General features: G+C 68.5%; 22 protein-coding genes and 1 pseudogene. 10 read left to right on the top strand and 13 right to left on the bottom strand.

Features of this window, described 5'->3' with window-relative positions; all coding sequences use genetic code 11:
• Window positions 1–135 precede the first annotated feature (135 nt).
• The 3 genes from J4Z35_RS05295 to J4Z35_RS05285 all read right to left on the bottom strand — a co-directional run bounded on the left by J4Z35_RS05295 (window position 136) and on the right by J4Z35_RS05285 (window position 2,606).
• Window positions 136–531 carry a hypothetical protein gene (locus J4Z35_RS05295; RefSeq protein WP_208065423.1) on the bottom strand — a complete coding sequence of 132 codons (396 nt, stop codon included), beginning with the start codon at window positions 529–531 and terminating at the stop codon, window positions 136–138.
• Window positions 528–854, bottom strand: coding sequence for a hypothetical protein (locus J4Z35_RS05290; protein ID WP_208065422.1), 327 nt, complete (start codon window positions 852–854; stop codon window positions 528–530). Before J4Z35_RS05290 ends, J4Z35_RS05295 begins: the two co-directional genes overlap by 4 nt.
• Window positions 855–1,091: 237 nt before the next feature.
• Window positions 1,092–2,606, bottom strand: coding sequence for a hypothetical protein (locus tag J4Z35_RS05285; RefSeq protein WP_208065421.1), 1,515 nt, complete (start codon window positions 2,604–2,606; stop codon window positions 1,092–1,094).
• Between the two features lie 225 nt (window positions 2,607–2,831).
• Between J4Z35_RS05285 and J4Z35_RS14410 the strand changes: the two genes are divergently transcribed.
• The 5 genes and pseudogenes from J4Z35_RS14410 (at window position 2,832) to J4Z35_RS05265 (ending at window position 6,422) form a co-directional block, all read left to right on the top strand.
• A complete protein-coding gene (locus J4Z35_RS14410) occupies window positions 2,832–3,389 on the top strand; it encodes a class I SAM-dependent methyltransferase (RefSeq protein WP_074040933.1) in 558 nt (185 codons plus the stop codon).
• A gap of 3 nt (window positions 3,390–3,392) precedes the next feature.
• Window positions 3,393–3,863 (top strand): hypothetical protein, encoded by a 471-nt coding sequence (locus J4Z35_RS14405; protein WP_074040934.1) that lies wholly within the window; start codon window positions 3,393–3,395, stop codon window positions 3,861–3,863.
• Between the two features lie 51 nt (window positions 3,864–3,914).
• A pseudogene (locus tag J4Z35_RS05275) lies at window positions 3,915–4,859 on the top strand (RtcB family protein); the annotation flags it as partial.
• 212 nt (window positions 4,860–5,071) lie between these two features.
• Complete coding sequence (locus J4Z35_RS05270) at window positions 5,072–5,899, top strand: hypothetical protein (protein WP_074040961.1); 828 nt, start codon at window positions 5,072–5,074, stop codon at window positions 5,897–5,899.
• 97 nt (window positions 5,900–5,996) lie between these two features.
• The gene (locus J4Z35_RS05265; RefSeq protein WP_074040936.1) at window positions 5,997–6,422 is read left to right on the top strand and encodes a YccF domain-containing protein; all 426 of its coding nucleotides are present in this window, start codon (window positions 5,997–5,999) and stop codon (window positions 6,420–6,422) included.
• Here J4Z35_RS05265 and J4Z35_RS05260 read toward each other — a convergent pair.
• Together J4Z35_RS05260 and J4Z35_RS05255 are read right to left on the bottom strand one after the other, a co-directional pair.
• Entirely contained in the window at window positions 6,416–6,682 is a 267-nt protein-coding gene (locus tag J4Z35_RS05260) for a hypothetical protein (protein ID WP_038566485.1), read from the bottom strand. The two genes, J4Z35_RS05265 and J4Z35_RS05260, sit on opposite strands and share 7 nt — an antisense overlap.
• Window positions 6,683–6,825: 143 nt before the next feature.
• On the bottom strand, window positions 6,826–7,455 hold the full coding sequence (locus tag J4Z35_RS05255; RefSeq protein WP_038566487.1) for a maleylpyruvate isomerase family mycothiol-dependent enzyme: 630 nt from the start codon (window positions 7,453–7,455) through the stop codon (window positions 6,826–6,828).
• Between the two features lie 115 nt (window positions 7,456–7,570).
• Between J4Z35_RS05255 and J4Z35_RS05250 the strand changes: the two genes are divergently transcribed.
• Window positions 7,571–8,047: a DUF1877 family protein gene (locus J4Z35_RS05250; protein ID WP_208065420.1), complete on the top strand. Its 477-nt coding sequence runs from the start codon at window positions 7,571–7,573 to the stop codon at window positions 8,045–8,047.
• An 87-nt stretch (window positions 8,048–8,134) separates the two neighbouring features.
• On the opposite strand, the gene J4Z35_RS05245 is transcribed toward J4Z35_RS05250, so the two are convergent.
• Complete coding sequence (locus J4Z35_RS05245) at window positions 8,135–9,733, bottom strand: APC family permease (RefSeq protein ID WP_243754861.1); 1,599 nt, start codon at window positions 9,731–9,733, stop codon at window positions 8,135–8,137.
• A gap of 207 nt (window positions 9,734–9,940) precedes the next feature.
• Here J4Z35_RS05245 and J4Z35_RS05240 point away from each other — a divergent pair, with 207 nt between their 5' ends.
• From J4Z35_RS05240 to J4Z35_RS05225, 4 genes are all read left to right on the top strand, one after another.
• Entirely contained in the window at window positions 9,941–11,425 is a 1,485-nt protein-coding gene (locus tag J4Z35_RS05240) for an aldehyde dehydrogenase (RefSeq protein ID WP_243754860.1), read from the top strand.
• Between the two features lie 169 nt (window positions 11,426–11,594).
• Window positions 11,595–12,581 carry a catechol 1,2-dioxygenase gene (locus tag J4Z35_RS05235; RefSeq protein WP_208065417.1) on the top strand — a complete coding sequence of 329 codons (987 nt, stop codon included), beginning with the start codon at window positions 11,595–11,597 and terminating at the stop codon, window positions 12,579–12,581.
• A 60-nt stretch (window positions 12,582–12,641) separates the two neighbouring features.
• Window positions 12,642–13,502 carry a fumarylacetoacetate hydrolase family protein gene (locus J4Z35_RS05230; RefSeq protein ID WP_197418830.1) on the top strand — a complete coding sequence of 287 codons (861 nt, stop codon included), beginning with the start codon at window positions 12,642–12,644 and terminating at the stop codon, window positions 13,500–13,502.
• A 352-nt stretch (window positions 13,503–13,854) separates the two neighbouring features.
• Window positions 13,855–14,727 (top strand): gamma-glutamyl-gamma-aminobutyrate hydrolase family protein, encoded by an 873-nt coding sequence (locus tag J4Z35_RS05225; RefSeq protein ID WP_208065416.1) that lies wholly within the window; start codon window positions 13,855–13,857, stop codon window positions 14,725–14,727.
• A gap of 315 nt (window positions 14,728–15,042) precedes the next feature.
• Here the strand turns inward: J4Z35_RS05225 and J4Z35_RS05220 are convergent, their stop codons facing one another.
• From J4Z35_RS05220 to J4Z35_RS05190, 7 genes are all read right to left on the bottom strand, one after another.
• The gene (locus J4Z35_RS05220) at window positions 15,043–15,708 is read right to left on the bottom strand and encodes a GNAT family N-acetyltransferase (RefSeq protein WP_074040941.1); all 666 of its coding nucleotides are present in this window, start codon (window positions 15,706–15,708) and stop codon (window positions 15,043–15,045) included.
• Between the two features lie 79 nt (window positions 15,709–15,787).
• Complete coding sequence (locus J4Z35_RS05215) at window positions 15,788–16,303, bottom strand: MarR family transcriptional regulator (protein WP_074040942.1); 516 nt, start codon at window positions 16,301–16,303, stop codon at window positions 15,788–15,790.
• Between the two features lie 73 nt (window positions 16,304–16,376).
• The gene (locus J4Z35_RS05210) at window positions 16,377–16,766 is read right to left on the bottom strand and encodes a DUF779 domain-containing protein (RefSeq protein WP_006946990.1); all 390 of its coding nucleotides are present in this window, start codon (window positions 16,764–16,766) and stop codon (window positions 16,377–16,379) included.
• Window positions 16,766–17,809: an alcohol dehydrogenase AdhP gene (adhP, locus tag J4Z35_RS05205; RefSeq protein ID WP_006947064.1), complete on the bottom strand. Its 1,044-nt coding sequence runs from the start codon at window positions 17,807–17,809 to the stop codon at window positions 16,766–16,768. Before adhP ends, J4Z35_RS05210 begins: the two co-directional genes overlap by 1 nt.
• A 48-nt stretch (window positions 17,810–17,857) precedes the next feature.
• Entirely contained in the window at window positions 17,858–19,381 is a 1,524-nt protein-coding gene (gene adh / locus J4Z35_RS05200) for an aldehyde dehydrogenase (protein WP_038566502.1), read from the bottom strand.
• Between the two features lie 117 nt (window positions 19,382–19,498).
• A complete protein-coding gene (locus tag J4Z35_RS05195; protein ID WP_050786604.1) occupies window positions 19,499–20,518 on the bottom strand; it encodes a GAF domain-containing protein in 1,020 nt (339 codons plus the stop codon).
• A gap of 233 nt (window positions 20,519–20,751) precedes the next feature.
• Window positions 20,752–21,561, bottom strand: coding sequence for an acetoacetate decarboxylase family protein (locus tag J4Z35_RS05190; protein ID WP_074040943.1), 810 nt, complete (start codon window positions 21,559–21,561; stop codon window positions 20,752–20,754).
• Between the last annotated feature and the right edge of the window lie 79 nt (window positions 21,562–21,640).

Here is a 21,640-nt window from a genome sequence, read left to right as displayed (position 1 = left end):
GGTGGGTGCTGTGTCGGGACGGTCGGGTGGGGGTGCGAGATTTCTCGCGCGTGGCCCCACCGGCTAGCGTGGTCGAGCCGCGCGGACGAGGCGGGCCGTCAGGTTCGCGCGTGGCCCGTCAGTGGAAGGGCGGCGTCAGCCGAGCAGGTCGAGCTCGTCGGCTCGGATCTCGGTGACGTGGTTGCTGCCCTGGGTGCGCTGCTCGGTGACGTCGCCGCGCACGCGGATGACGGAGCCGAGGCGCAGGTGCTCGGTGGCGGGCAGCGGGCAGCACAGGGCGAGGCCGTCGTCGACGGTTCGGAAGCAGTGGCGCACGACGTCGGCGGTGTCGCCGTCACGTGGCGGGGTGGTGCCGGCGACGCGGGCGATGACGTCGACGGTGGTGCCCACGTCGGCGAGGAACGCGACGGACGTCGTCGTGCCGGAGCCTCGTTCGGCGGGGCCGGCGGCGACGCCGGAGTAGCGCTGGTCGGCGTCTTTGCGGTCTTGGCCGCGCGCGATGCGCGGAATGGTCACGGGGAGGGAGATCACGTCATCCTCAAGGGGTTGAAGCAGTCGCGGAGCACCGTGACGCGCGTGGCGTCGCGGGTGGTGTGGGCCTTGACGAGGCCGGACAGGGCGAGTCGTTCACCCTCGGTGATGCCGTAACGGCGCTGAGTCGACCACTCGAGGAGATCGTTCGTGCCCTCGACGCGCAGCACGTAGGTGAACGTGCGTCGCGCGGCGGTGACATGTTCGACGACGACGCGCAGGCGCAGCTGTTCGCCCTGCGTGCCGATCAATTCGCTCGCGGTGTGGCGCGCGAGGATGCCGGCAGCTGTGCTGGGCTTCTCGGCATGGCCGCGGGTGGGCATGGCGTCGGTTGCGGAGGTCGTGACGCGGTGTGCGTGTGGGCACATGAAGGCTGGCGCAAACATCGACTTCCCCTCTCCGTGAACGATGGTCTCGGTATGAGGACGCATGAACCCCCACGCAGGTTGCGTGGGGTGCTCGAGCAATCGTGTGTTCCCCTCTTTCGAGCGTAACGCGCATCGCCCCCTCGGACGGCGGTCGCGATGAGGCGATAGGACGGGCGGGCGAGACGTGTGTCGCTATGCCTTGCGGCGCAGCGCCTTGGGGGCGCCGAGAGCGGCCGCGACGCCGAGGGCCGAGCGGGGTGCCCAGGCCGTGCGCCACAAGCCACCGTGTGCGGCGCCGTCGCTGAAGAGTTCTTCGGCGTGGGCGCGCTGAGGCGCGGCGCCGGGGGTGAGATCGTCACGCATGACGTCGTGGACGAGCAGCGCCGCCATGAGCGCGCGGCTCGTCTCGGCGGCGAAGACCTCGACACCGAAGTGGTGCGCGCCGGCGTAGGCGGCCTTGAGGGCGGTGTTCTTCGTCACCGACCGGGTGAACGTCGCGGGTGCGACGTTGAACGAGACGCGGCGCCCGTCAGCCTCCGAGGCGACGGCGCGCCAGCGCTGCAGGCGCTTCGCAACGGCGTAGTTGGGACCCTGCTGGGCGATGATGCAGTCGGCGACGCGCGAGCCCTTCGGGTAGGGCTCGGTGAACAGTTGGCCGCGTGACGCGGTGCGCAGCGCGCGCTTCGCGAAACCCTTGCTGCCGTGGCGTGACCACCGCGAGCGGGCGGCGTCGATGATCTCCTGGGGCACGACGAACGCGTCGGTCGGCGTCGCGAGATACGCGAGCACCGTCGTCGGGCGGCGCTCCTGCAGCCAGGTGGCGATGAGGTCGGCGGCGAGCGTCAGGCGGATGTGCATGCCCGAATCGGCATAGGCGTGCATGCCGAGGACGACGGTGTCGTCACCCGCCTGCTCGTCGATCCACGCAGCGACGGCCGCGGTGTCGCGCGTGATGTCGGCGCCCGTCTCGCCGTCCTTCGTCGGCAAGCTGACGAGGCCCGCACCGTCGCGCGCCATCTTCTCGAGGCGCTCGCTGACGCGGGGGATGTCGATCGCGAGGATGCGTGCGCCCCAGCTCGACAGCATCTCGAGCGGCCCCATCTCGGCGCCGGCGCCGATGTCGGCGATGACGTGGCCAGGCAGGCTCAGCCACTCCGGGTGCGCGACGACACGCATGACGGCGTCCGCGCACGACTGCTCCACGATGCCCTTGTGCACCCACGCCGCGAGTTGGCGTTCGAGATCGTGGCCGCTCAGCATGCGCCCCTGGTAGGGGATGGCGAGTTCCTGACGAGGCTCGGCGGTGCCGTCCACGGTGTGGGTGCCGAACGTGCCGCGGGCGGCATCGACGGCGGCGTCGACGTCGAGGTCGGCGAGCGGTGTCTGCGTGCCGCCGTTGGCAACGTGGACGAGATGGGCGCGCGCCGCGGCGAGGCCGTCGCGGGCGATCGTCGTCGCTGCATCGTCATCGGCAGCGGTGCGGACGGTGAGTTCGCGCATCGCGCCGACGTAGCCCTGACGCCACGACGTGTCGGCCTCGACTCGGCCCGCCAGTGCGGGGTCACTGTTGCGAACCGCTTCCGCGACGATGGCCTTGACGGTCGGCGTCGTCGGGCGCGTGCCGTCGGATCCGGCCGGGAACTGGATGCCGACCTCCTCGCGGACGGTGGTGTCGGCCGACGTCGGTGTGGCGGTCCTCGGCATCATGAGCCTTTCGCGCAGGTGGTGGGTACCTCACCATCGAAGCGCACTGCTTGGTGCGACTTCGTCAAGAGACGCACCAACTCTGGACGGTCTCGTTTGGAGGTTTCCTCCAATTCGGCGACCGCGCCGACTCATCACGGTGCGACGTTGCATAGGTGGGCCCGCTGCGGTTGACCATGACGAAAAAATCGGTGGCGTGGTTCGTCAGGTCACGGCAGACTCGACGTCATGAACGACACGCAGCTCTCGACCGCATCCACGTCGCCGACGGCGACGGCTGGTAGTGAGGAGTACCTGCGCGTCAACAAGGCCAACTGGGATGACCGTGCCGTCGCCCATGCCGCAAGCCCCGACTATTCGGTGCAGCACTTCATCGACCACCCCGACGCCATCAGCCGTGTCGTCCGGTTCGACGTGGAGCGTGCGCCGGGGCTCGGATCGCTCGACGGGCTCGACGTCGTCCACCTCCAGTGCCACATCGGCACCGACACGTTGTCGCTGAAACGGCTTGGCGCGCAGCGCGTCACGGGTGTCGACCTGTCGCCGAAGTCGCTGGAAGAGGCCCAGCGCATCGCCGCTGCAGCCGGACACGGCGACATCGAGTACGTCGAATCCGACGTCTACTCGGCGCCGCAAGCCCTGGGCGGCAGGCAGTTCGACCTCGTCTACACCGGCATCGGCGCGCTGTGTTGGCTGCCCAGCATCGAACGCTGGGCCCAGGTCGTCGCGGCGCTGCTCAAGCCCGGCGGGCGACTGTTCATCCGCGAAGGCCACCCGATGCTTTGAGCGATGGGCGACCACCCAGCCACCGGGAAACGCACCCTGCGCGATGACGAATTCACCACCCCTGCCGTGGAGTTCCCCTACTTCGAGCAGGAGCAACCACTCGTGTTCGACGACGGGGGCACCTACGTCGAGACCGGCCACGAGTTCACCGCGAACGTCACGCACGAATGGAATCACGGGCTCGGCGAGGTCGTCACGGCGCTGCTGAACGCCGGGCTCCGACTCGACGCACTCGTCGAGCACCAGAGCGTCCCGTGGAACGCGCTGCCCGGCCAGATGGTCGAGATCGAACCGAACGAGTGGCAACTCGCCGAGAATCCCGCGCGGCTCGCCGCGACCTACACCTTGACGGCAACGCTGCCTGCGGACGTCGACGACGCAGGCAGCGCGCGCCTCACCGCACCCGAAGCATCTGCGTCGCAGGGCCCCCCGAAGCCGCAGGCATCGGACGAACCCTCGGCCCGAACGACCTGACGTCTGCTCCGTATCTCCATGCGGCGCAGGCGAACACGCAAGGAGAACACCATGGAGCGAATCAACGCGAAGCTGTACAACTGGGCCTCGATCCTCGAGGAATCGACCCGCGAACAGGCCCTGACGACGGCGTCGATGCCATTCATCTTCCCGCACCTCGCGCTCATGCCCGACGCTCACCTCGGCCGCGGCGCCACCGTCGGCTCCGTCATCCCGACGCTCAGCGCGATGTCTTAGGTCGCGCCGCGACGCAGCCCTGCGGGCCTCGCTGCGCTCATGTCCTCGGGTTGCTGCGGCACTCCGTCATCCCCGCCGCCGTCGGCGTCGACATCGGCTGCGGCATGATCGCGGTGCGCACGCAGCACACCGCCACCGACCTGCCCGTCGACCGTGCGCCCGTACGTCAGGCGATCGAGCGCGCCATCCCGCTGTCGGCCGGGGGAGTGAACCGCACGATCAGCCGCGACCACACGCGCACGCGCCTCGACGAACTCAACGCCATGGCCGCCGACGCCAGGTTCGACCCCGCGACGTACGCGAAGAACTGGACGCTACAGCTCGGCTCGCTGGGCTCGGGCAACCACTTCATCGAGATCTCCCTCGACGAGGACGACCGCGTCTGGCTGTTCCTGCACTCCGGTTCGCGCGGCGTTGGCAACAAGATCGCCCAGCACCACATCAAGACGGCGACCGACTACTGCGCGACGAACTGGATCGACCTGCCCGACCGCGACCTCGCATACCTCGTCCAGGGCACACCCCAGTTCGACGCCTACTCCCGGTCGCGCCGCGACGCAGCCCTGCGGGCCTCGCTGCGCTCGTGTCCTCGGGATGCTGCGGCATTCCGGCATCAGCGAACTCGAGTGGGCACAGCACTTCGCCCTGCTCAACCGCGAAGAAATGATGGACCGCGTCGTCCGCCAGTACAGCGAATGGGCTGGCGAACCCGTCATCGAACAGGAACGCATCAACTGCCACCACAATTACACAGAGCGTCTTCCGGCTTCCCAGGCGCGATCGCTGTTTCTTCCGGCGGAAGGGGTTCACAAGCTCACCCCATCCGCTCGGCGCGACACGAGCTGGTCACGCTTCTCACGCCCCACCTGGCGGATACCGGGTGGGGCGCGAGCAGCTCAAAGCGATCTACACGACGCGTCGGTCGAGAAATTCAGTTGTGGCGTGGGGCGCCGGGCTGCGAGATTCACCCCATGAACCCTGAGGCGTTTCGCGACCTGTACGACTCTCAGCTGCGCGGTCGGGCGGAGGTGGCCGACGCCGACGAGGTGACGCCGATCGGCCCGGTGTTCGCTGCGACGTTCCCGGGCCGGCGGCGCGGATTCGTCACCTACGACCCGTTCGTCATGGACGACGGGCTCGAGGAACTCATCGACGCCGTCGTCAGCCATTTCGAGGCCGACGAGCGCGTCGACCACTTCGAATGGAAGACGCGCGGCCACGACGTCCTGCCGCGACTTCTCCAGCGGCTCGAGGCGCGCGGATTCGAACTGGAAGAGCCCGAGACGGTCATGGTCGGGTCGGTCGACGACGTCATCGCCGCCGACGAGGGCCTGCCCGCCGGATACACGCTCGAACGCGCCGCCACCCAGCAGGCGATGCGTGACGCCGAAGGCCTCGCCGGGCGCGTCTTCGGCGATTCCCCCGAGCGCAGCCGACGTCAGGGCGACGAACTCGTCGAGCGCATGAGGCGCGATCCGGAAAGCTTCGAGATGTGGTTCGTGCGCGACTCGGCAGGCGACATCGTGTGCTCGGGGCGGGTCGATTTCGTGGACGACACCGACTTCGCGGGCCTGTGGGGTGGCGCGTGCGACGAACGTCATCGCGGGCGAGGCCTCTATCGTGTGCTCGCGGCGCAGCGCGCCCGAGCGGCCAAGACGCACGGAAAGGCGCTACTGCAGGTCGACTGCACCGAGTACTCGCGCCCCATCCTGCAGCGTGCGGGCCTCGTCGCGGTGACGACGTCGACACCCGCCGCCTGGCGACGGCCTGCCTCGAACACGTCTGGCGCACCCTGCTGAGGTGGCATGTGAGGCGACCCAGGAGCGATTCAGGTCATCTGGATAGGCTGTGGAGGTCGTATCGACACCACCCGGGTTCGACGACAGGGGGAGAACAATGAAGACGTTGCTCAACATCATCTGGTTCGTGTTCGCCGGGGTGTGGTTGTGGTTGAGCTACATGCTCGCCGGGCTCATCATGTGCATTCTCATCGTGACGTTCCCGTTCGGCGTCGCGTCGTTCCGCATCGCCAACTTCGCCGTGTGGCCGTTCGGGCGCACGTACGTCGACAAGCCGACAGCGGGCGTCGGGTCGATGATCGGCAACATCATCTGGTTCGTGCTCGCGGGCATCTGGATCGCCATCGCGCACATCGGCACGGCCATCGCCCTCGCCGTCACGATCATCGGTCTGCCCCTCGCCTGGGCGAACCTCAAGATGATCCCGCTCGCACTGTTCCCGCTGGGCAAGCAGATCGTCCCCGAGAGCGCGGCGCGCCCGCTCATGCCGCAGGCCGGCACGCCGACGACGTCGCGCTACTGACGCGGCGCCGGCGGCGCAGCCCCAGGGTCGTCGGAGTAGGGGTACGGCTTGGATTCATCGTCCGCGCCGATGCCGTAACCGTGCTGTTTCTCCGGGGCCTCGACTGCCATCCACGTCCGGATCATCCCCGGTACGAGGAAGGCCACCCACGCGATCGGCCACGCGTGGAAGGCGAAGCCGAGCACGAGAAACACGATGAGCGCCAACGAGCCGGAGATCGCGAGCAACTTCTGAGCCGTGGAGTTCGATGAGGCCTTCATGACTCGAGTCTAGGCGCGCCGTTCGTCGCCTCACGCGGCCGACGCTCACGGATCCCCCATGGCATGTGTCATGGCTCCACCGCCCGATGTTGCCCGGGAACCCAGGCACCCGCGCCGCGAATCCCGGGCAACATCGACGAGCGTCAGCGCGTCAGGCGCGCGCGGTACGTCTCGACGCCGTCACCGGACAGGTCGTCGAGGTAGGCGGTGCGTCCGAGCATCGTCATGATGAGCGCGATGATCGGCCCGGAGACGACGTCGCCCTTGCCCGTCTCCCACTTCTGATCGGTAGCCATGAGGTGCAGGCCCTTGATGCGGTCGCCCGCACCCATGCCGAGGCCGGCGTCCTTGTAGTGGTCGGCGAGCTGACGCAGCGTCTCGGCGGGGTAGGTGTGTTCGATGTCGAGCGCGCGGCGGATGTCCTCTGCATGCACGACGACCTCGCCGAGCGCGGCCTCCGCGGAGAACGGCGACACGCGCTCGTGCATCGACTCGCGGAAGGCTTCGAGCGTCTCGGCGGGTGTGCCACCAGAGAAACGCGCAACGCCGGCGTCGCTGACGGCCTGGACGTTGCCCTTGTGCGTCAGCATCTGCTTGGCGGCGCTCGCCTTCGACGTGCGCGCCGACGACGCGAGGTGCGCGACGACCTGCTGCACGCTCCAGTCCTCGCACAGCGACGGGGCGCGCCACTGCGCGTCACTCAGCCCTGCGAGATCCTCGAGCAGCGACTCGCGCTCGTCGTGGACGGACTTCCAGGTGATCTCGTGCGACATCGTCAGCCTTTCGAAGGGCCCGGGGCGCCCGGGCGTGCCGTGTTCGCTCCCAGTCTGCCAGCCGCGGCTGACGGCGGCGCTGACACGCGGGGGCGTGGGCAGTACCGTCGGGCCCATGGGAATGATCTGGACGGCCTACCGCATGGACGATACCGAGGCGCAGCGACTCGTCACCGACCTCACGTCGACGGGTGACGCGCCCCTGCAGGCGCTCGAGACGCTCGTGAAGATCGACGACGAGCGCATGCTCGATGTCGACAAGGCCTGGCATGCGCTCGAGCGCCTCTACAAACAGGCGCACGCTCCGAGCCCGATCTCGGAGGGGCGGGTGCCTGACTCCGAGGACGTCGTCGTCGGCCACGTGACGCCCGCGCGGGTGACGGCGATCGCCGCCGCGATGGGCCGCATCACGCCGAGCATCCTGCGCAAGGGCTACGACGCGAAGAAGTTCACGCGCGACGAGATCTACCCCGACATCTGGGACGAGGACGACGTGCTCGACGTGTACGTCATGCCCTACGACGCCGAGCTGCGCGAGTTCTACGCCAAGGCAGCCGAGGCGGACGAAGCCGTCATCTGGCAGCTGAACTGACGTCCGTCGCGCTCGAACCGGGCGCCTCAGAACGCAGCGCGCCCACCCCGTCGAGTGACGAGGTGGGCGCGCTGCGTCGCGGGTCGCTCAGGACGTCGGCGCCGCCGACGTCCCGTCGATCTGTGTTGCGCCGTCGGTCGCCTCGACGCGGTCCATGCCCATGAGCGCCCACCGCTGCGGCGCGCGGGCCCTGAGGACGAACGACGAGATGACACCGATGACGACGGCGACGCCGATGAGCGCGGGCAGCTGCCACGCGAGGGCGCTGTTCGGGTCTCCGATGAGGTTGCCGAACTGCGATGCGGCATACGCGGCGACGCCGCCCATGAACACCGCCGAGAGCGCGGGCGCGACGAGGGTGCGCCAGAGCCCGCCGAGGCCGGTGCCGGCGGTGGCGACGTCGCCCGTCACCGTGTCGTCGGCTGCGGCCTTGCCTCGTGCGCCCCGGTACTTCGCGAAGAACACGACGACGGCGAGCGACGCGAACGCCATGAGGAACAGGATGGCGAGCGTGCCGAGCTGCGTCAGCCAGGTGAACAGGGCGAGCACGGGATCCTTGTCGGTGACGACGAAGATCGTCAGGACGACGGCGGCGAGCACCGTCTGGCTGATCGAGCCCATGTGCGGCGACAGGTGCACCGTGTGCGTGTGGCCGAGGCGGGCGGGCACGAGCCCCTCGCGTCCGAGGGCGAACAGGTAGCGCGCGACGGCGTTGTGGAACGCGAGCAGCGCCGCGAAGACGGATGTCGCGAACAGCAGCGACATCACCTTCGTCGCGCTCGAACCGAGGTAGGTATCGCCCAGTTCGAAGAGGAAGACCGTCGGGTCCGGCTTGAGGCCGCCGAGGTGCTCGACGAGCGTCGAACCGCCCTGCGCGCTCACCATGAGGAACGTCGTGATCGAGTAGAAGACACCGATGACGGCGACGGCGAGGTACGTCGCGCGCGGCACGGTGCGACGCGGATCCTTCGCCTCCTCCGAGTAGATCGTCGTCGACTCGAACCCGATGTAGCTCGCCGAGTTGAACAGCAGTGCGATGGCGAGCGAACCGCTTGTCAGGGCGTCGAAGCTGAACGAATCCCAGGCCAGGTGCGATGCGACACCGCCGTGGCCGCCCTCCCCACCCTTGCCGATGATGGCGCCGTCGAGCAGGAGGACGATGAGGAATTCCGCGGCGACGAGGACGCCGAGCACCTTGACGGACAGATCGACCTGGCGGTAGCCGAGCAGCGCGATGACGGCCCACGCGACGAACGCGCACGCCCACCACGGCGGGTCGAAGCCGAGGTTGTCCGCGCAGAAGCTGGCGGTGGCCGAGCCGAAGAGGCCGTAGAGGCCGATCTGCATGGCGTTGTAACCGAGCAGCGCGATCCACGCCGCAGCGCCGCCGGCATGCTGGCCGAGGCCGCGCGCGACGTACGCGTAGAACGCGCCCGTGCTCGTGTGGTGACGTGCCATCGCGGTGTAGCCGACGGCGAACAGCAGCAGCATGGCGCTGACGATGAGGTACGCGAACGGAATGCCTCGCCCGTTGCCGACGAGCATCGCGACGGGCGCGCCGCCGGCCATCGCCGTCAGGGGCGCGGCGGCGGAGACGACGATGAACGCGATCGCGATGACCCCGAGGCGCCCGGAACGCAGGCGGTGCTCGGTGTGTGGGATGTCGGAATCTGCGCGCGGACTCATGTCGGGAGACGACGTGGGAGTTGCCATGCCGGGCCTTTCGTTCGGGGGCGAACGATCTCGCCTCGGGGGTCACGGTAACCCATGATGTGATCTGAGACACACGAGGATCAGGTGACGATTTGATCTCGCCGTAGGATGTCCGTTTGGGCCCGAACGATTGGTAGTGTGATGCGCATCACCGCACCAGCCAACCTTGCGAGGAGCGTCATGGTCACCGCGCCGCAGCCCGAGAAGATCACCGTCGAGGGGGTCGAGGTCGATACGCGTCACTGGATCGGTGGCGAGCGCGTCACCAGCGCTGACGGTGCGACGTTCACCGACGTCTCCCCGATCGACGAGAGCGTCATCGGCGAGATCAGCGCAGGCGCCGAGGCCGAGGTCGACGCTGCCGTCGCTGCTGCGCGCAAGGCCTTTCCGGCATGGGCCGGCATGCCGGTCGCGGAGCGCGCGGCGCTGCTGCGCAATGTCGCCGACGGCGTCGAGGCGCGTGTCGAGGAGCTCGCGCACGTCGAGACGCGCGACAACGGCGCGCTGCTGCGCAGCCACCTGCGCGGCGTCATGCCGCGCGTCGCGATGAACTTCCGCTTCTTCGCCGACTACCTCGAGAACGACCTCGCCCACCCCGACATGACGGTGCCCGGGCGCGGCCATCGCGAAAGCATCACGTACGACCCGGCCGGCGTCGTCGCCATCATCACGCCGTGGAACGCGCCGCTCATGCTCGCGACCTGGCGCATCGGCCCGGCGCTCGCGGCGGGCAACACCGTCGTCGTCAAGCCGCCGGAATGGGCGCCGCTGACGGCGTCGCTGCTCGCCGACATCATGCGTGACGCGGGCCTGCCCGACGGTGTGTTCAACGTCGTACAGGGCACGGGCGTCGACGCGGGCGCCCCACTGACGCGTCACCCCGGTATCAACCGGCTGTGCTTCACCGGCTCCGTCCCGACGGCCGGCGTCATCGCCGCTGCGGCCGCGCCGAACATCGTCCCGTTGTCGTTCGAGCTGGGCGGCAAGTCGCCGCTGCTCGTGCTCGACGACGCCGACATGGATCTGGCCGTCGACATCGCCGTCGAGCAGTTCGACAACGCCGGGCAGGTCTGCCTCAAGGGCGCGCGTCTGCTCGTCGACGCCAAGATCGTCGAGGAGTTCACGCAGCGCGTGCTCGACAAGGCTCGCACGCTCAAGCAGGGCGACCCGCGCGACCTGACGAGCGACCTCTCCGCACTCATCACGCGCAAGCACTTCGACACCGTCGACGGTTTCGTGCAGCGCGCCAAGGCCGACGGCGCGCGCGTCCTCATGGGTGGGGGGCCGAACGACGAGCTGGGCGGCCTGTTCTACTCGCCGACGATCCTCGCCGACTGCCCCGAGGGCTCGGAGATCCTCACCGAGGAGGTCTTCGGCCCCGTCCTCACGATCGAGACGTTCGACGGTGACGAGGCCGGCGTCGCGATGGCGAACGACACGCGCTTCGGCCTCGCCGCGACGCTCGTGACGTCGGACCCCGAGCGGGCAGAACGCGTTTCGGCGCAACTGCGCGCGGGCACCGTCTGGGTCAACTGCTTCTTCGTCCGCGACCTCGGCGCGCCGTTCGGTGGCAGCGGCCAGTCCGGTATCGGCCGCGAGGGCGGCATCTGGAGTTTCGACTTCTACTGCGACGTGAAGAACTCCGTCTTCGCGCCGAGCAACTGAACGATCGAGTCGCTGAACAACTGAATGGCCGAGAAATTTGGCGGCACTGCTCGCAGGTGCCCGCCGCACATCCTTTGCGTGCGGGGCACCTGGGTGCACGCGCACGCAGAGGATGGCGGGCCTTGGGCAGGTCAGTGACGAGAAACGACGATGAACGAAGGAGACGGACATGGGTGAAGTGGTAGGCGCCGGTCTGCTGGCGCACGTGCCGACGATCATGCTGCCCGAGGACGTGCGGCGCAGCCTCAACAACGGCGAGGACACGACGCTCGTCGCCGGGCTCCAGCAGTTGCGGCGCGAGGTGTTCGACGTGCTCGACTACGACACCGTCGTCGTACTCGACAGCCACTGGGCGACCACCGTCGAGTTCGTCGTCACGGCGCAGGATCGCCGCTCGGGGCTGTTCACGTCGGAGGAGTTGCCGCGCGGCATGACGCGCCGTCACTACGACTTCCCCGGCGACCCGGAGCTCGCGCACCTCATCGCGAGCAAGGCCGACGAGCACGGCACGTGGATCACCGCGATCGACGACCACTCGCTGCCGATCTTCTACGCGACGACGAACATGTGGGAGTACCTCGGCAAGGGCCTCGACGACAAGAAGTGGATCTCCATAGGCGTGTGCCAAACAGCCGACACGGAGGACAACCTGCGCCTCGGCCGCGCGCTCGGTGACGCCATCCGCGAGAGCGACCGCAAGGTGCTGCTCATCGCCTCCGGCGCGCTCAGCCACACGTTCTGGCCGCTGCGCAAGCTGCGCGACCACGAGGCCGCCGGCAGCGAGCACATCTTCTCACAGGAGGCGTGCCGAGCCGACCTGCAGCGCATGGAATGGTTCGCGAACGGCGATCACGCGCGCGTCCTCGACACGATGGACGAGTTCTACCGGTACAAGCCCGAAGCACGATTCGGGCACTACCTCATGATGATCGGTGCCCTCGGCGAAGGCGACTGCACCGCCCCGTCGCGTCAGTACGGCGAGTACGAGAACTCCGTCGGTACTGGCCAGGTGCACCTGTGGTTCGACCAGCCCGACGGTGGCTTCCCCGCGCCGCACCGCACCGTCATCGACGACGACGTCTTGCGTCAGAAGGCTGCCTCGGCGGCTGCTGAGGCGGGCCCGCAACACATTCCCGACGTCCCGGCCGCGGGCTGAGGGCGTCGGCTGTCCGCCGACCTTGACCTTGATCCCGATCCACCCCACGAGGAGAACCCGATGACCCTGCGCGAAACCCGCCGCATCCTGCTGGACGGCAACCCCGTCGACGTCGTCGTCGACGGTGACGACCTCGTCGCCGGCGACGGTCGTCGCGTCGCCATCGCCGACGCGACGCACCTGCCGCCCGTGACGCCGAGCAAGATCGTCTGCGTGCACCTCAACTACCGCAGCCGCGTCGACGAGATGATGACGACGCTGCCGAAGGCGCCGACGTACTTCCACAAGCCCGTCTCCGCGCTCAACACGCACGAGGGTGCCGTCGTGCGCCCCGAGGGTTGCAAGTGGCTCAACTACGAGGGCGAGATCGCCATCGTCATCGGCAAGACGTGCCGCAACATCTCGCCCGAGGAGGCCGGCGACTACATCCGCGGCTACACCGTCGCCAACGACTACGGCCTGCACGACTTCCGCGACACCGACTCCGGTTCGATGCTGCGCGTCAAGGGTGCCGACACGCTCTGCCCCGTCGGCCCCGGCGTCGTCGAGGGCTGGGATTTCCGCGGCAAGCGCATCCGCACCCTCGTCAACGGTGAGGTGAAGCAGGACGGCACGACCGACGAGATGGAGTGGAACATGCACTACCTCGTCGCCGACATCGCCCGCACCATCACGTTGCAGCCCGGCGACCTGCTGCTGTCCGGCACGCCCGCCATCTCGCGGACGGTGTACCCCGGCGACGTCGTCGAGGTCGAGGTCGAAGGCCTCGGCACGCTGCGCAACCACATCGTGACAGGCCCGACGCCCATCCGCACCGACGTCGGCGCGCAGGTCACCGAGTCGGAGGAAGTCCTCTCCACCGCCCAGGGTGGCGACTGGGAGTTCCGCGGTATCCGAAAGCCGATGCCTCCGCAGCCGTGATGCCCGCACCTTCTGGCGCGTCTTCCGGCGGTGTGGCTTCGCGGGCTTGGCCGGTGTGCTCGGTACGACACGGCTCGTATCGTCTGGGCGCGTCTTCCGGCGCACAGACCTCGCAGGCTCAGCCGGTGTGCTCGGTGCGACACATCCGGCGGGGACGGCGCGAAATGATGTCCCACTCGGTGCAATCACGCCACGAGTAGGAGCTGTTCGTGGCGAGTTCTCCCCACTCGGTGTTGATACGCACGATGTGGGAGTTGTTCGTGGCGAAATCTCCCCACGTGGTGTCTGAACGCACCACGTGGGAGAACTGTGAAGTGATGACGATGACGACGAAGACAAGGCGGGTGACGGCGTGAGTCGACCCATCATCGCGATGCCGGCGCGGTTCTCCGTGTCCGCGTCAGCTCTGCGCTACGGCGCAGATGTCATGGCGCGCGCGCTCATGGACGCCGTCTGGGCGGCGGGGGGCGAGCCGGTCGTCATCCACCCCGTTGCCCCGATCGCCGAGCCGATGACCGCTGGGGGCGATGACGGCACCGAGCGCGGGGCTCCCGACGCACTCGTCGACCCAACGCGTGGATTCGCCGGTATTCCAGACGCGTTCGTCGACCAGGTCGCCGAACGCGTGGCCTTCGCCGATGGCATCCTCCTGCCCGGTGGTGGCGACATCTCGCCCGTCTGGACAGGCGAAGCGATGCACGACACCCACTACGACGTCGACGTCGAACAGGACGCGTTCGACTTCGCACTCGCCCGCGTCATCGTCGGACGGGCCGTGCCGGCGCTCGCGATCTGTCGTGGCATGCAGTTGCTCAACGTGGCCTTGGGGGGCACGTTGCACTTCGACATGGACGACGAGCTCGGCGTGTCGGCGCACCGTCATCGCGTCGAGGACGTCGAGCTCGACCCGTCGTCTCGCCTCGCGCAGGTGCTCGGCGGGCCGACCGTCAAGGCCAGCTGCTACCACCACCAGTGCCTACGGGACGTCGCGCCCGGCTGGCGGGTCGTCGCGCGTGCCGATGACGGGACGACGGAAGCCGTCGAACTCGACCCGACGACCGACGCTGTGGCGGCAGGCACCTCGGCGAGCGAGCGCGAGTCAGGCCTTGTGGGCGCGGGGGCCAGCATCGTCGCGGTGCAATGGCACCCGGAGGACACCTTCGACACCGACGGACAGCAGCTGCGATTGTTCAGCGATCTCGTCGAGCGCGCTCGTCACGCCTGAGCGCGACGCACTTTCGACGCCGACGTGCAACAACTGCGGCTGCTCAGCGATCTCGTCGAGCGCGCTCGTCACGTCGAGCGCGCTCGTCACGCCTGAGCCCACGCACACTGACCCCGGTTCTTCACGCTGTGTTTCCGAGGACGTGAGCCAAGAGCCAGGCGCCGAAGGGGCCGTCGGCGTCTCGCGTTCACCTCGGCCCGGGGGGCAGTTCACCTAGGCACAAGTGCACCCGGGTGCATTTGCGCAGAGTCTGAGTGCGGAGCCACTCACTCGCCTCGGGCGTACTTCAGATGGGGCGTGCCGGCCGGGCCCTGCTCACGCGGGCCCGCCGGCGGAACGCCAGGCGCCGAGGGGCTGTGCGGGGTAGTCCATGAGTTCCGTCGTCTCGTCGATGACGACGAAGCCGCGTCGCTCGTAGTTTCGCAGCGCCGCCGGGCCGTCGAGGCTGCACGTGTGAACCCAGACGCGTTGCGTCGCCGGCGCCTCATGACGTTCGGCGAGCGTCCAGGCTGCGTCGATGCCATGGGCTAGCAGCGTGCGGCCGAGGCCCCGTCCGATGGCGGTCTTGACGAGTCCGAAGTAGCGAATCTCGACGCTTGCTCGACCACGCGCCTCCGCCGCGCCGACGGGTGTCGGCTGGATCTGCACGTAGCCCGCCGGTTCGCCGCCGACGTACGCGACGTAGGTCTCGGTGCCGGTGACGCCGAGGTCGGCGAGCCACTGCTCGCGCGTCCATCCGAGGCGGTCGGTCCACGTCCACGGCCCGCCGACGACGGCGTAGAGGTAGCGGGCAAACTCGGGGCTCGGGTTCGGCACCAGGTCGATCCGAACGTCCTCAGGACGGCTCGCCATGTCGTCATGCGGGCCGGATGCGACGTCGGGGGCGTCGGCCGTCGGGGTGCTGATGCAGTGGCCACGCGGCGTGGTGTGCGGGCGCTCGGGCATCTCGAGCGTCCACGTGGTGACGGGGCGCAACGGCATGGTTCTCCTCGATCGGGCGGGTTGACTGGTAGGCGTCACATCATCGGCCATGCTGCGCCGGGCGGGCCTCGGGTGGACGTCAGGCGGACGTGTCGGCGCCGAGGCCTTCGGCCGTCGTCACGACCTTGCGGAGTGCCTTCGTCAGGACGGTGAGTTCGTCGGGCGTCAGGTCGGCGACGAGTTGCTGTTCGCCGGAGTTGAACTGGGGGAACAGCTCCTCCATGAGCGTCATACCGGCGGGCGTCAGTGACAGGTGCGCGAACCGCTTGTCACTCGACGACTGGGTGCGCTTGAGCCATCCCCGGGCTGAGAGGGTCTTGACGACGCCCGACAGCGTCGCCTTGCTGATGCCGGCGCTCTCGGCGACCTCGCGCGTCTCGGGTTCGCCGTAGATCCACACGCTCCACAGCACGACGAAACCCGTCCACGACAGCTCGTGCGGACGCAGGACGGTGTTCGTCATGTGGTTGCGCGATGCGTTCGCCGCGCGGTGGATGCTGCTGACGGCGTGCATGGCGGCAACATCGATCTTCGCGTCGGCCAGCTTGCTGGAGGCCAGGGTCTCGGTCTCGAGCAGCGTGTGATGACTCGGCATCAGCCCACATTATCTTTCGGATCCGAACAGACGTGGATGACGTCCACCGTGCCCCCGGCCGCGCGAGGTTCTCTCACATCAGATCGGAGCGAATGAGGAAGCGTTTGCCCTCGGGCGCCTCGAGGGAGAAGCCTCCGCCGCGTCCGTCGATGGCGTCGACGGTGAGGTGAGTGTGCTTCCACGTCTCGAACTGTTCCCGGCTCATCCAGAACTCCAACTCGGCATCGTCGCCTGCCACGTCCGGGAGCGTGAACGTGCCGAGCAGGACGTCGGCCTGACCCGTGCGGAACTGTCCTGCCGGGTAACACATCGGGGTCGACCCGTCACAGCACCCGCCGGACTGGTGGAACATGAGACGACCGTGCTCGGCCACGAGCTGGTGCAGCAGAGCGACGGCGTCCGGCGTCAGGGCGACCCGGCTGACGGTCTCTCCGGCCACACCGGCTCGTGACTCGAGGTTCATCACTTGTCCTCGCGCTCCGTCGTGTAGTCGATGACGACGCGCCCGTCGATCTTGCCGTGGTGCATCTCGTCGAACACCGCGTTGATGTCGTCGAGGTTCCGCTTGCTGAACGTCGGGTGGATGAGGCCTCGGGCGTAGAAGTCGAGCGCCTCGACCATGTCCTGCCGGGTGCCGACGATCGATCCGCGGATCGTCAGGCCCTTGAGGACGACGTCGAAGATCGGCGCCGGGAAATCACCCGGAGGAAGACCGTTGAACACGATGGTTCCCCCGCGACGCGCCATGCCGATGGCCTGGCCGAACGCCTTGGGGTGCACCGCCGTGACGAGGACGCCGTGGGCGCCACCGCCTGTGGCGTCGAGGACGGCCTGCGTCGGGTCCTCGACCGCGGCGTTCACCGTGACCTCCGCGCCGTGCTTCTTCGCGAGCTCCAACTTGTCGTCGGCGACGTCCACGGCGACGATCCGCATGCCCATGGCCTTGGCGTACTGGACGGCGATGTGCCCCAGCCCGCCGATGCCGGAGATGACGACCCACTGCCCGGGGCGCACCTCCGTCACCTTCAGACCCTTGTACACGGTGACGCCGGCGCACAGCACGGGAGCGATCTCGTGGGGGTCCGCGCCCTCGGGGATGCGAGCGGCGAACGTGGCGTCGACGAGCATGTACTGCCCGAACGAGCCGTTGACGCTGTACCCGCCGTTGGTCTGCTCCTCGCACAGCGTCTCCCAGCCGTTGCGGCAGTGTTCACACGTGCCGCACGCGGAGGCGAGCCAGGCGTTGCCCACCATGTCGCCGACGGCGAGTTCGGTGACGCCCTCGCCGAGTTTCTCGACGACGCCGACTCCCTCGTGGCCGGGGATGAACGGCGGTTCGGGCTTGACCGGCCAGTCACCGTCCTTGGCGTGCAGGTCGGTGTGGCACACACCCGATGCGATCAGCTTGACGAGCGCTTGACCCGGCCCGGGTTCCGGCAGTTCCACATCCTTGACGTTCAGGTCTTCGCCGAAGACGTCCACGACTGCAGCTTGCATGGTGCTCATGACTCTTCCCTTCGTGTGGTTGCGATCTGATCCGTGATGCGGGTCGGCTCAGAAGAAGCCGAGCTTGTTCTCCGAGTAGGAGACGAGGAGGTTCTTCGTCTGCTGGTAGTGGTCGAGCATCATGAGGTGGTTCTCCCGCCCGATGCCGGAGCTCTTGTAGCCGCCGAACGCGGCGTGGGCCGGGTAGTTGTGGTAGTTGTTCACCCACACGCGGCCCGCCTGGATGTCGCGGCCCGCGCGGTAGGCGGTGTTGCCGTTGCGGGACCACACACCGGCGCCGAGGCCGTAGAGGGTGTCGTTCGCGATCTTCAGTGCCTCGTCGTACGTGCCGAACTTCGCCACGGACACGACCGGCCCGAAGATCTCCTCCTGGAAGATCCGCATGTTGTTCGTGCCCTCGAAGATGGTCGGCTCGACGTAGAAGCCGCCGCCCAGATCGCCGTCCAACTCGGCCTGCCGACCACCGGTGAGCACCTTCGCGCCTTCCTTCTGGCCGATGTCGAGGTAGGACAGGATCTTCTGCAACTGGTCGTTGGAGGCCTGCGCACCGATCATCGTCGAGTCGTCGAGCGGGTTACCGGCCTTGATCTTCTTCGTGCGCTCGACGACGTCGGCCATGAACTGCTCGTAGATCGACTCCTGGACGAGCGCGCGTGACGGGCAGGTGCACACCTCGCCCTGGTTGAGAGCGAAGAGGGTGAAGCCCTCCTGCGCCTTGTCGTAGAACGCGTCGTCGGCCTGCGCGATGTCCTCGAAGAAGATGTTGGGGCTCTTGCCGCCGAGCTCGAGCGTCACCGGGATGAGGTTCTCCGAGGCGTACTGCATGATGAGGCGGCCGGTCGTCGTCTCACCCGTGAACGCGATCTTGCGGATGCGCTTGTTCGACGCGAGCGGCGCGCCGGCCTCGACGCCGAACCCGTTGACGACGTTGACGACTCCTGCGGGGAGGAGGTCCTCGATCAGTTCGATGAGCACCATGATCGACGCGGGCGTCTGCTCGGCGGGCTTGAGGACGACGCAGTTGCCGGCCGCCAGCGCCGGCGCGAGCTTCCACACGGCCATGAGGATGGGGAAGTTCCACGGGATGATCTGCCCGACGACGCCGAGCGGCTCGTGGAAGTGGTAAGCGACGGTGTCCTCGTCGATCTGCGAGAGGCTGCCTTCCTGCGCGCGGATGGCACCGGCGAAGTAGCGGAAGTGGTCGATCGCGAGGGGGATGTCGGCGTTGAGCGTCTCGCGCACCGGCTTGCCGTTGTCCCACGTCTCCGCGACGGCGATCTTCTCGAGGTTCTCCTCCATCCGGTCGGCGATCCGGTTGAGGATGAGTGCCCGCTCCGCGGGCGAGGTCTTGTTCCACGTCGGTGCCGCCGCCCATGCCGCGTCGAGGGCGGCCTCGATGTCCTCGGCGGTGCCGCGGCCCACCTCGCAGAACGTCTTGCCGGTGACCGGGGTGGGGTTCTCGAAGTACTGCCCCTTCTTCGGCGCGACCCATTCGCCGCCGATGAAGTGCTCGTAGCGCTTCTTGAACTCGACCTTGGAGCCCTCGGTTCCCGGGTTGGCGTAGACCGTCATCGCAGCTTCCTTTCCCTGAGCCCGCGGGTGTGACGCGGGGTTGCGTGATGTGCGTCACGTTACGAAGGGCTGCGTTGCATCAACGTTGCACTGCCCGTGCAACGCGCTCTGCGGGCGTCAGTTCGCCTGGCGCAGGCGAGTGTCGAGCTGTTCGAGATGCGTGAGAACGATGGCCCGCTGTGGCGCGCGCGGTGGCAGGACGGTGAGTGCCATGTGCCACGACTCGACGTCATCGGCGGCCTCGGGCAGGTCGAGGTAGCGCAGAAGGGTCTCGGGAGTGGCGTCACTGAGCATCGCTTCGCGCAGCGACCCGGACGTCGAACGCAGCAGGTCGACGACGGGCTCCGCCTCGCTGCGCGTCAGCGAGGCTCCGCGATACAGCTCGAGGGCTTCGTCGTGCTCGCCGCGACGCAGATGCTCCGTGACCTGGACGGCGTCGATGAGCAGTGGCCCCGTGAGGCGGTAGGGGCGGCTTTCGAGGTTCGGCGCGCCGGGAATCGTGTCGAGCCGTCGACGAAGCCGCAGCAACTCGCCGCGGATGGTGGCGGGCGGCGTGCCGTCCGGGTAGACGAGGGCCCCGATCTCGTCGGCGCTGAGGCCTTGGGGTTCGAGCGCGAGTGTCGCGAGGAGTTCGGCGTGGCGGTCGGTGAGTGCGTGGGTGGCCGTACCCGTTTCGATGCAGGGGCGGCCGTGGTGGACGAGACGCAGCCGCGCGCTCGTGTGCGGTGGAGGGGCGACCGGCACCCCGGCGAGGCGAAGTTCACGAGCGGCCGCGGCCGCGGTGGCCTGCACGAGTGCGAGGGTGCGCCGGTCTGCCGCAGCGTCACCTCCCGTCACGTCGAGAGCGCCGAGCACCTCGCCGGTGACGGGGTCGACGAGCGGCGCCGCGGAGCAGCTGAACGGGTGGACGTCCGGGCGCGTGTGCTCCTCGCGATGGATCGAGACCGCCTCGCCGCGGGCCACAGCTCGGCCCGGCGCGTTCGTGCCGACCTGCGCCTCCGACCAGTTCGCCCCCGCGGTGAAGCCGATGCTCTCGGCGCGGCTGCGGGCGCGGGAGTCTCCGTCGACGTAGTGCAGGCGTGCCTCGCGGTCCGCGATGGCGATGACGAGACCCTCGTCGCGTGCCGTCGCGCTCAACAGCGAACTGACGAGGGGGATCGCGTCGGCGAGCCGAGCGTGGACGCAGCCGGGGCCGCACCCGCAGGCGCAACCCTGTGGACGGGATTTGTGCCGCATCCCTTCCCCTCTCGTAGTGACCCAAATCACACTACACCCGTCCGGGGTGGGGTGGGTCGGCGGCGTGACGCTGCGTGCCGTGTGTCCACGAACTCATCTGCGACGCAGGCTGCCGCCCTTCGCGGCCGCCTGGCTCACACGAGACGTTCGAGCGTCTCGCCGCCGTTCCAGACGACGCCGATCTGCCGGTAGTAGCCGCCGATGATCTCGTCGACCTCCAGGGCGGCGAGTTCCTCCGTGGGCGATTCGAACAGGCGCAGGTCGACGTCACCCTTCCACGCCTGGCCACCCTCGAACTCCGACGCGCCCGAGGAGATCAGCTCGCTGTAGGCGTCACCCGTAGCGCCGCGCGCGATGTCGGGGTAGATGCGGTGGTGGGCCATCGGGTGGCCGTTGACGAAGCCGCTCGTCTCGGACGGTTCGCGCAGCGTCAGCACCGCCTCGGCGAGGCGACGGTCGCCCGCCGCGAGCGTCGCGCCGAACATTCCGCCCTCCGCGATCTGCGGCGCGCCCTGGCTGAAGGGGTGCGGGCGCGTCTGCCACATCGAGCCGAGCTTCTTCGGGTAGCCCTGGTGCAGGCCGCGGCCGATGGCGAAGTCCTTGTCGACCCAGATGTAGACGCAGCGGCTGAACGTGCGGCCCTCGTAGGAGCAGCGCACGACGACGAACGCCTCCTTGTACTGCGCGCGCACCGGGTCGAGCAGCTCCTCGCGCGACGAGCTGCACGACTGCCAGTCGGCCCAGATGAGCGCGACGGCGCCCGGGTCCTCGTCGGCGAGCTCCAGCGGTTCGGGCAGCAGTTCGCGTACGCGCTCGGGGTTCGTGCGGTACTCGACGGTGAGCAGGTCGCCCGAGTAGTACCACGGCGGTGACGGGATGATGCCCGACGTGCCGCCGACGGTGCGCGGGTAGAAGAAACCCTTGAGTTCGGGGGATTCGCTCATGGCAGAGCCCTTTCGGTATCGGCGCGTGTGCGCGCGGCGAGGGCGTCGAAGTTCCTTCGCCGTAAATCGTTCGTATCCG

The organism is Dermacoccus sp. NHGro5 (genome assembly GCF_017565385.1).
Classification (GTDB): Bacteria; Actinomycetota; Actinomycetes; order Actinomycetales; family Dermatophilaceae; genus Dermacoccus; species Dermacoccus nishinomiyaensis.
The sequence above is the reverse complement of the archived record's forward strand: the minus strand, read 5'-3'. Positions and strand labels throughout refer to the sequence as shown.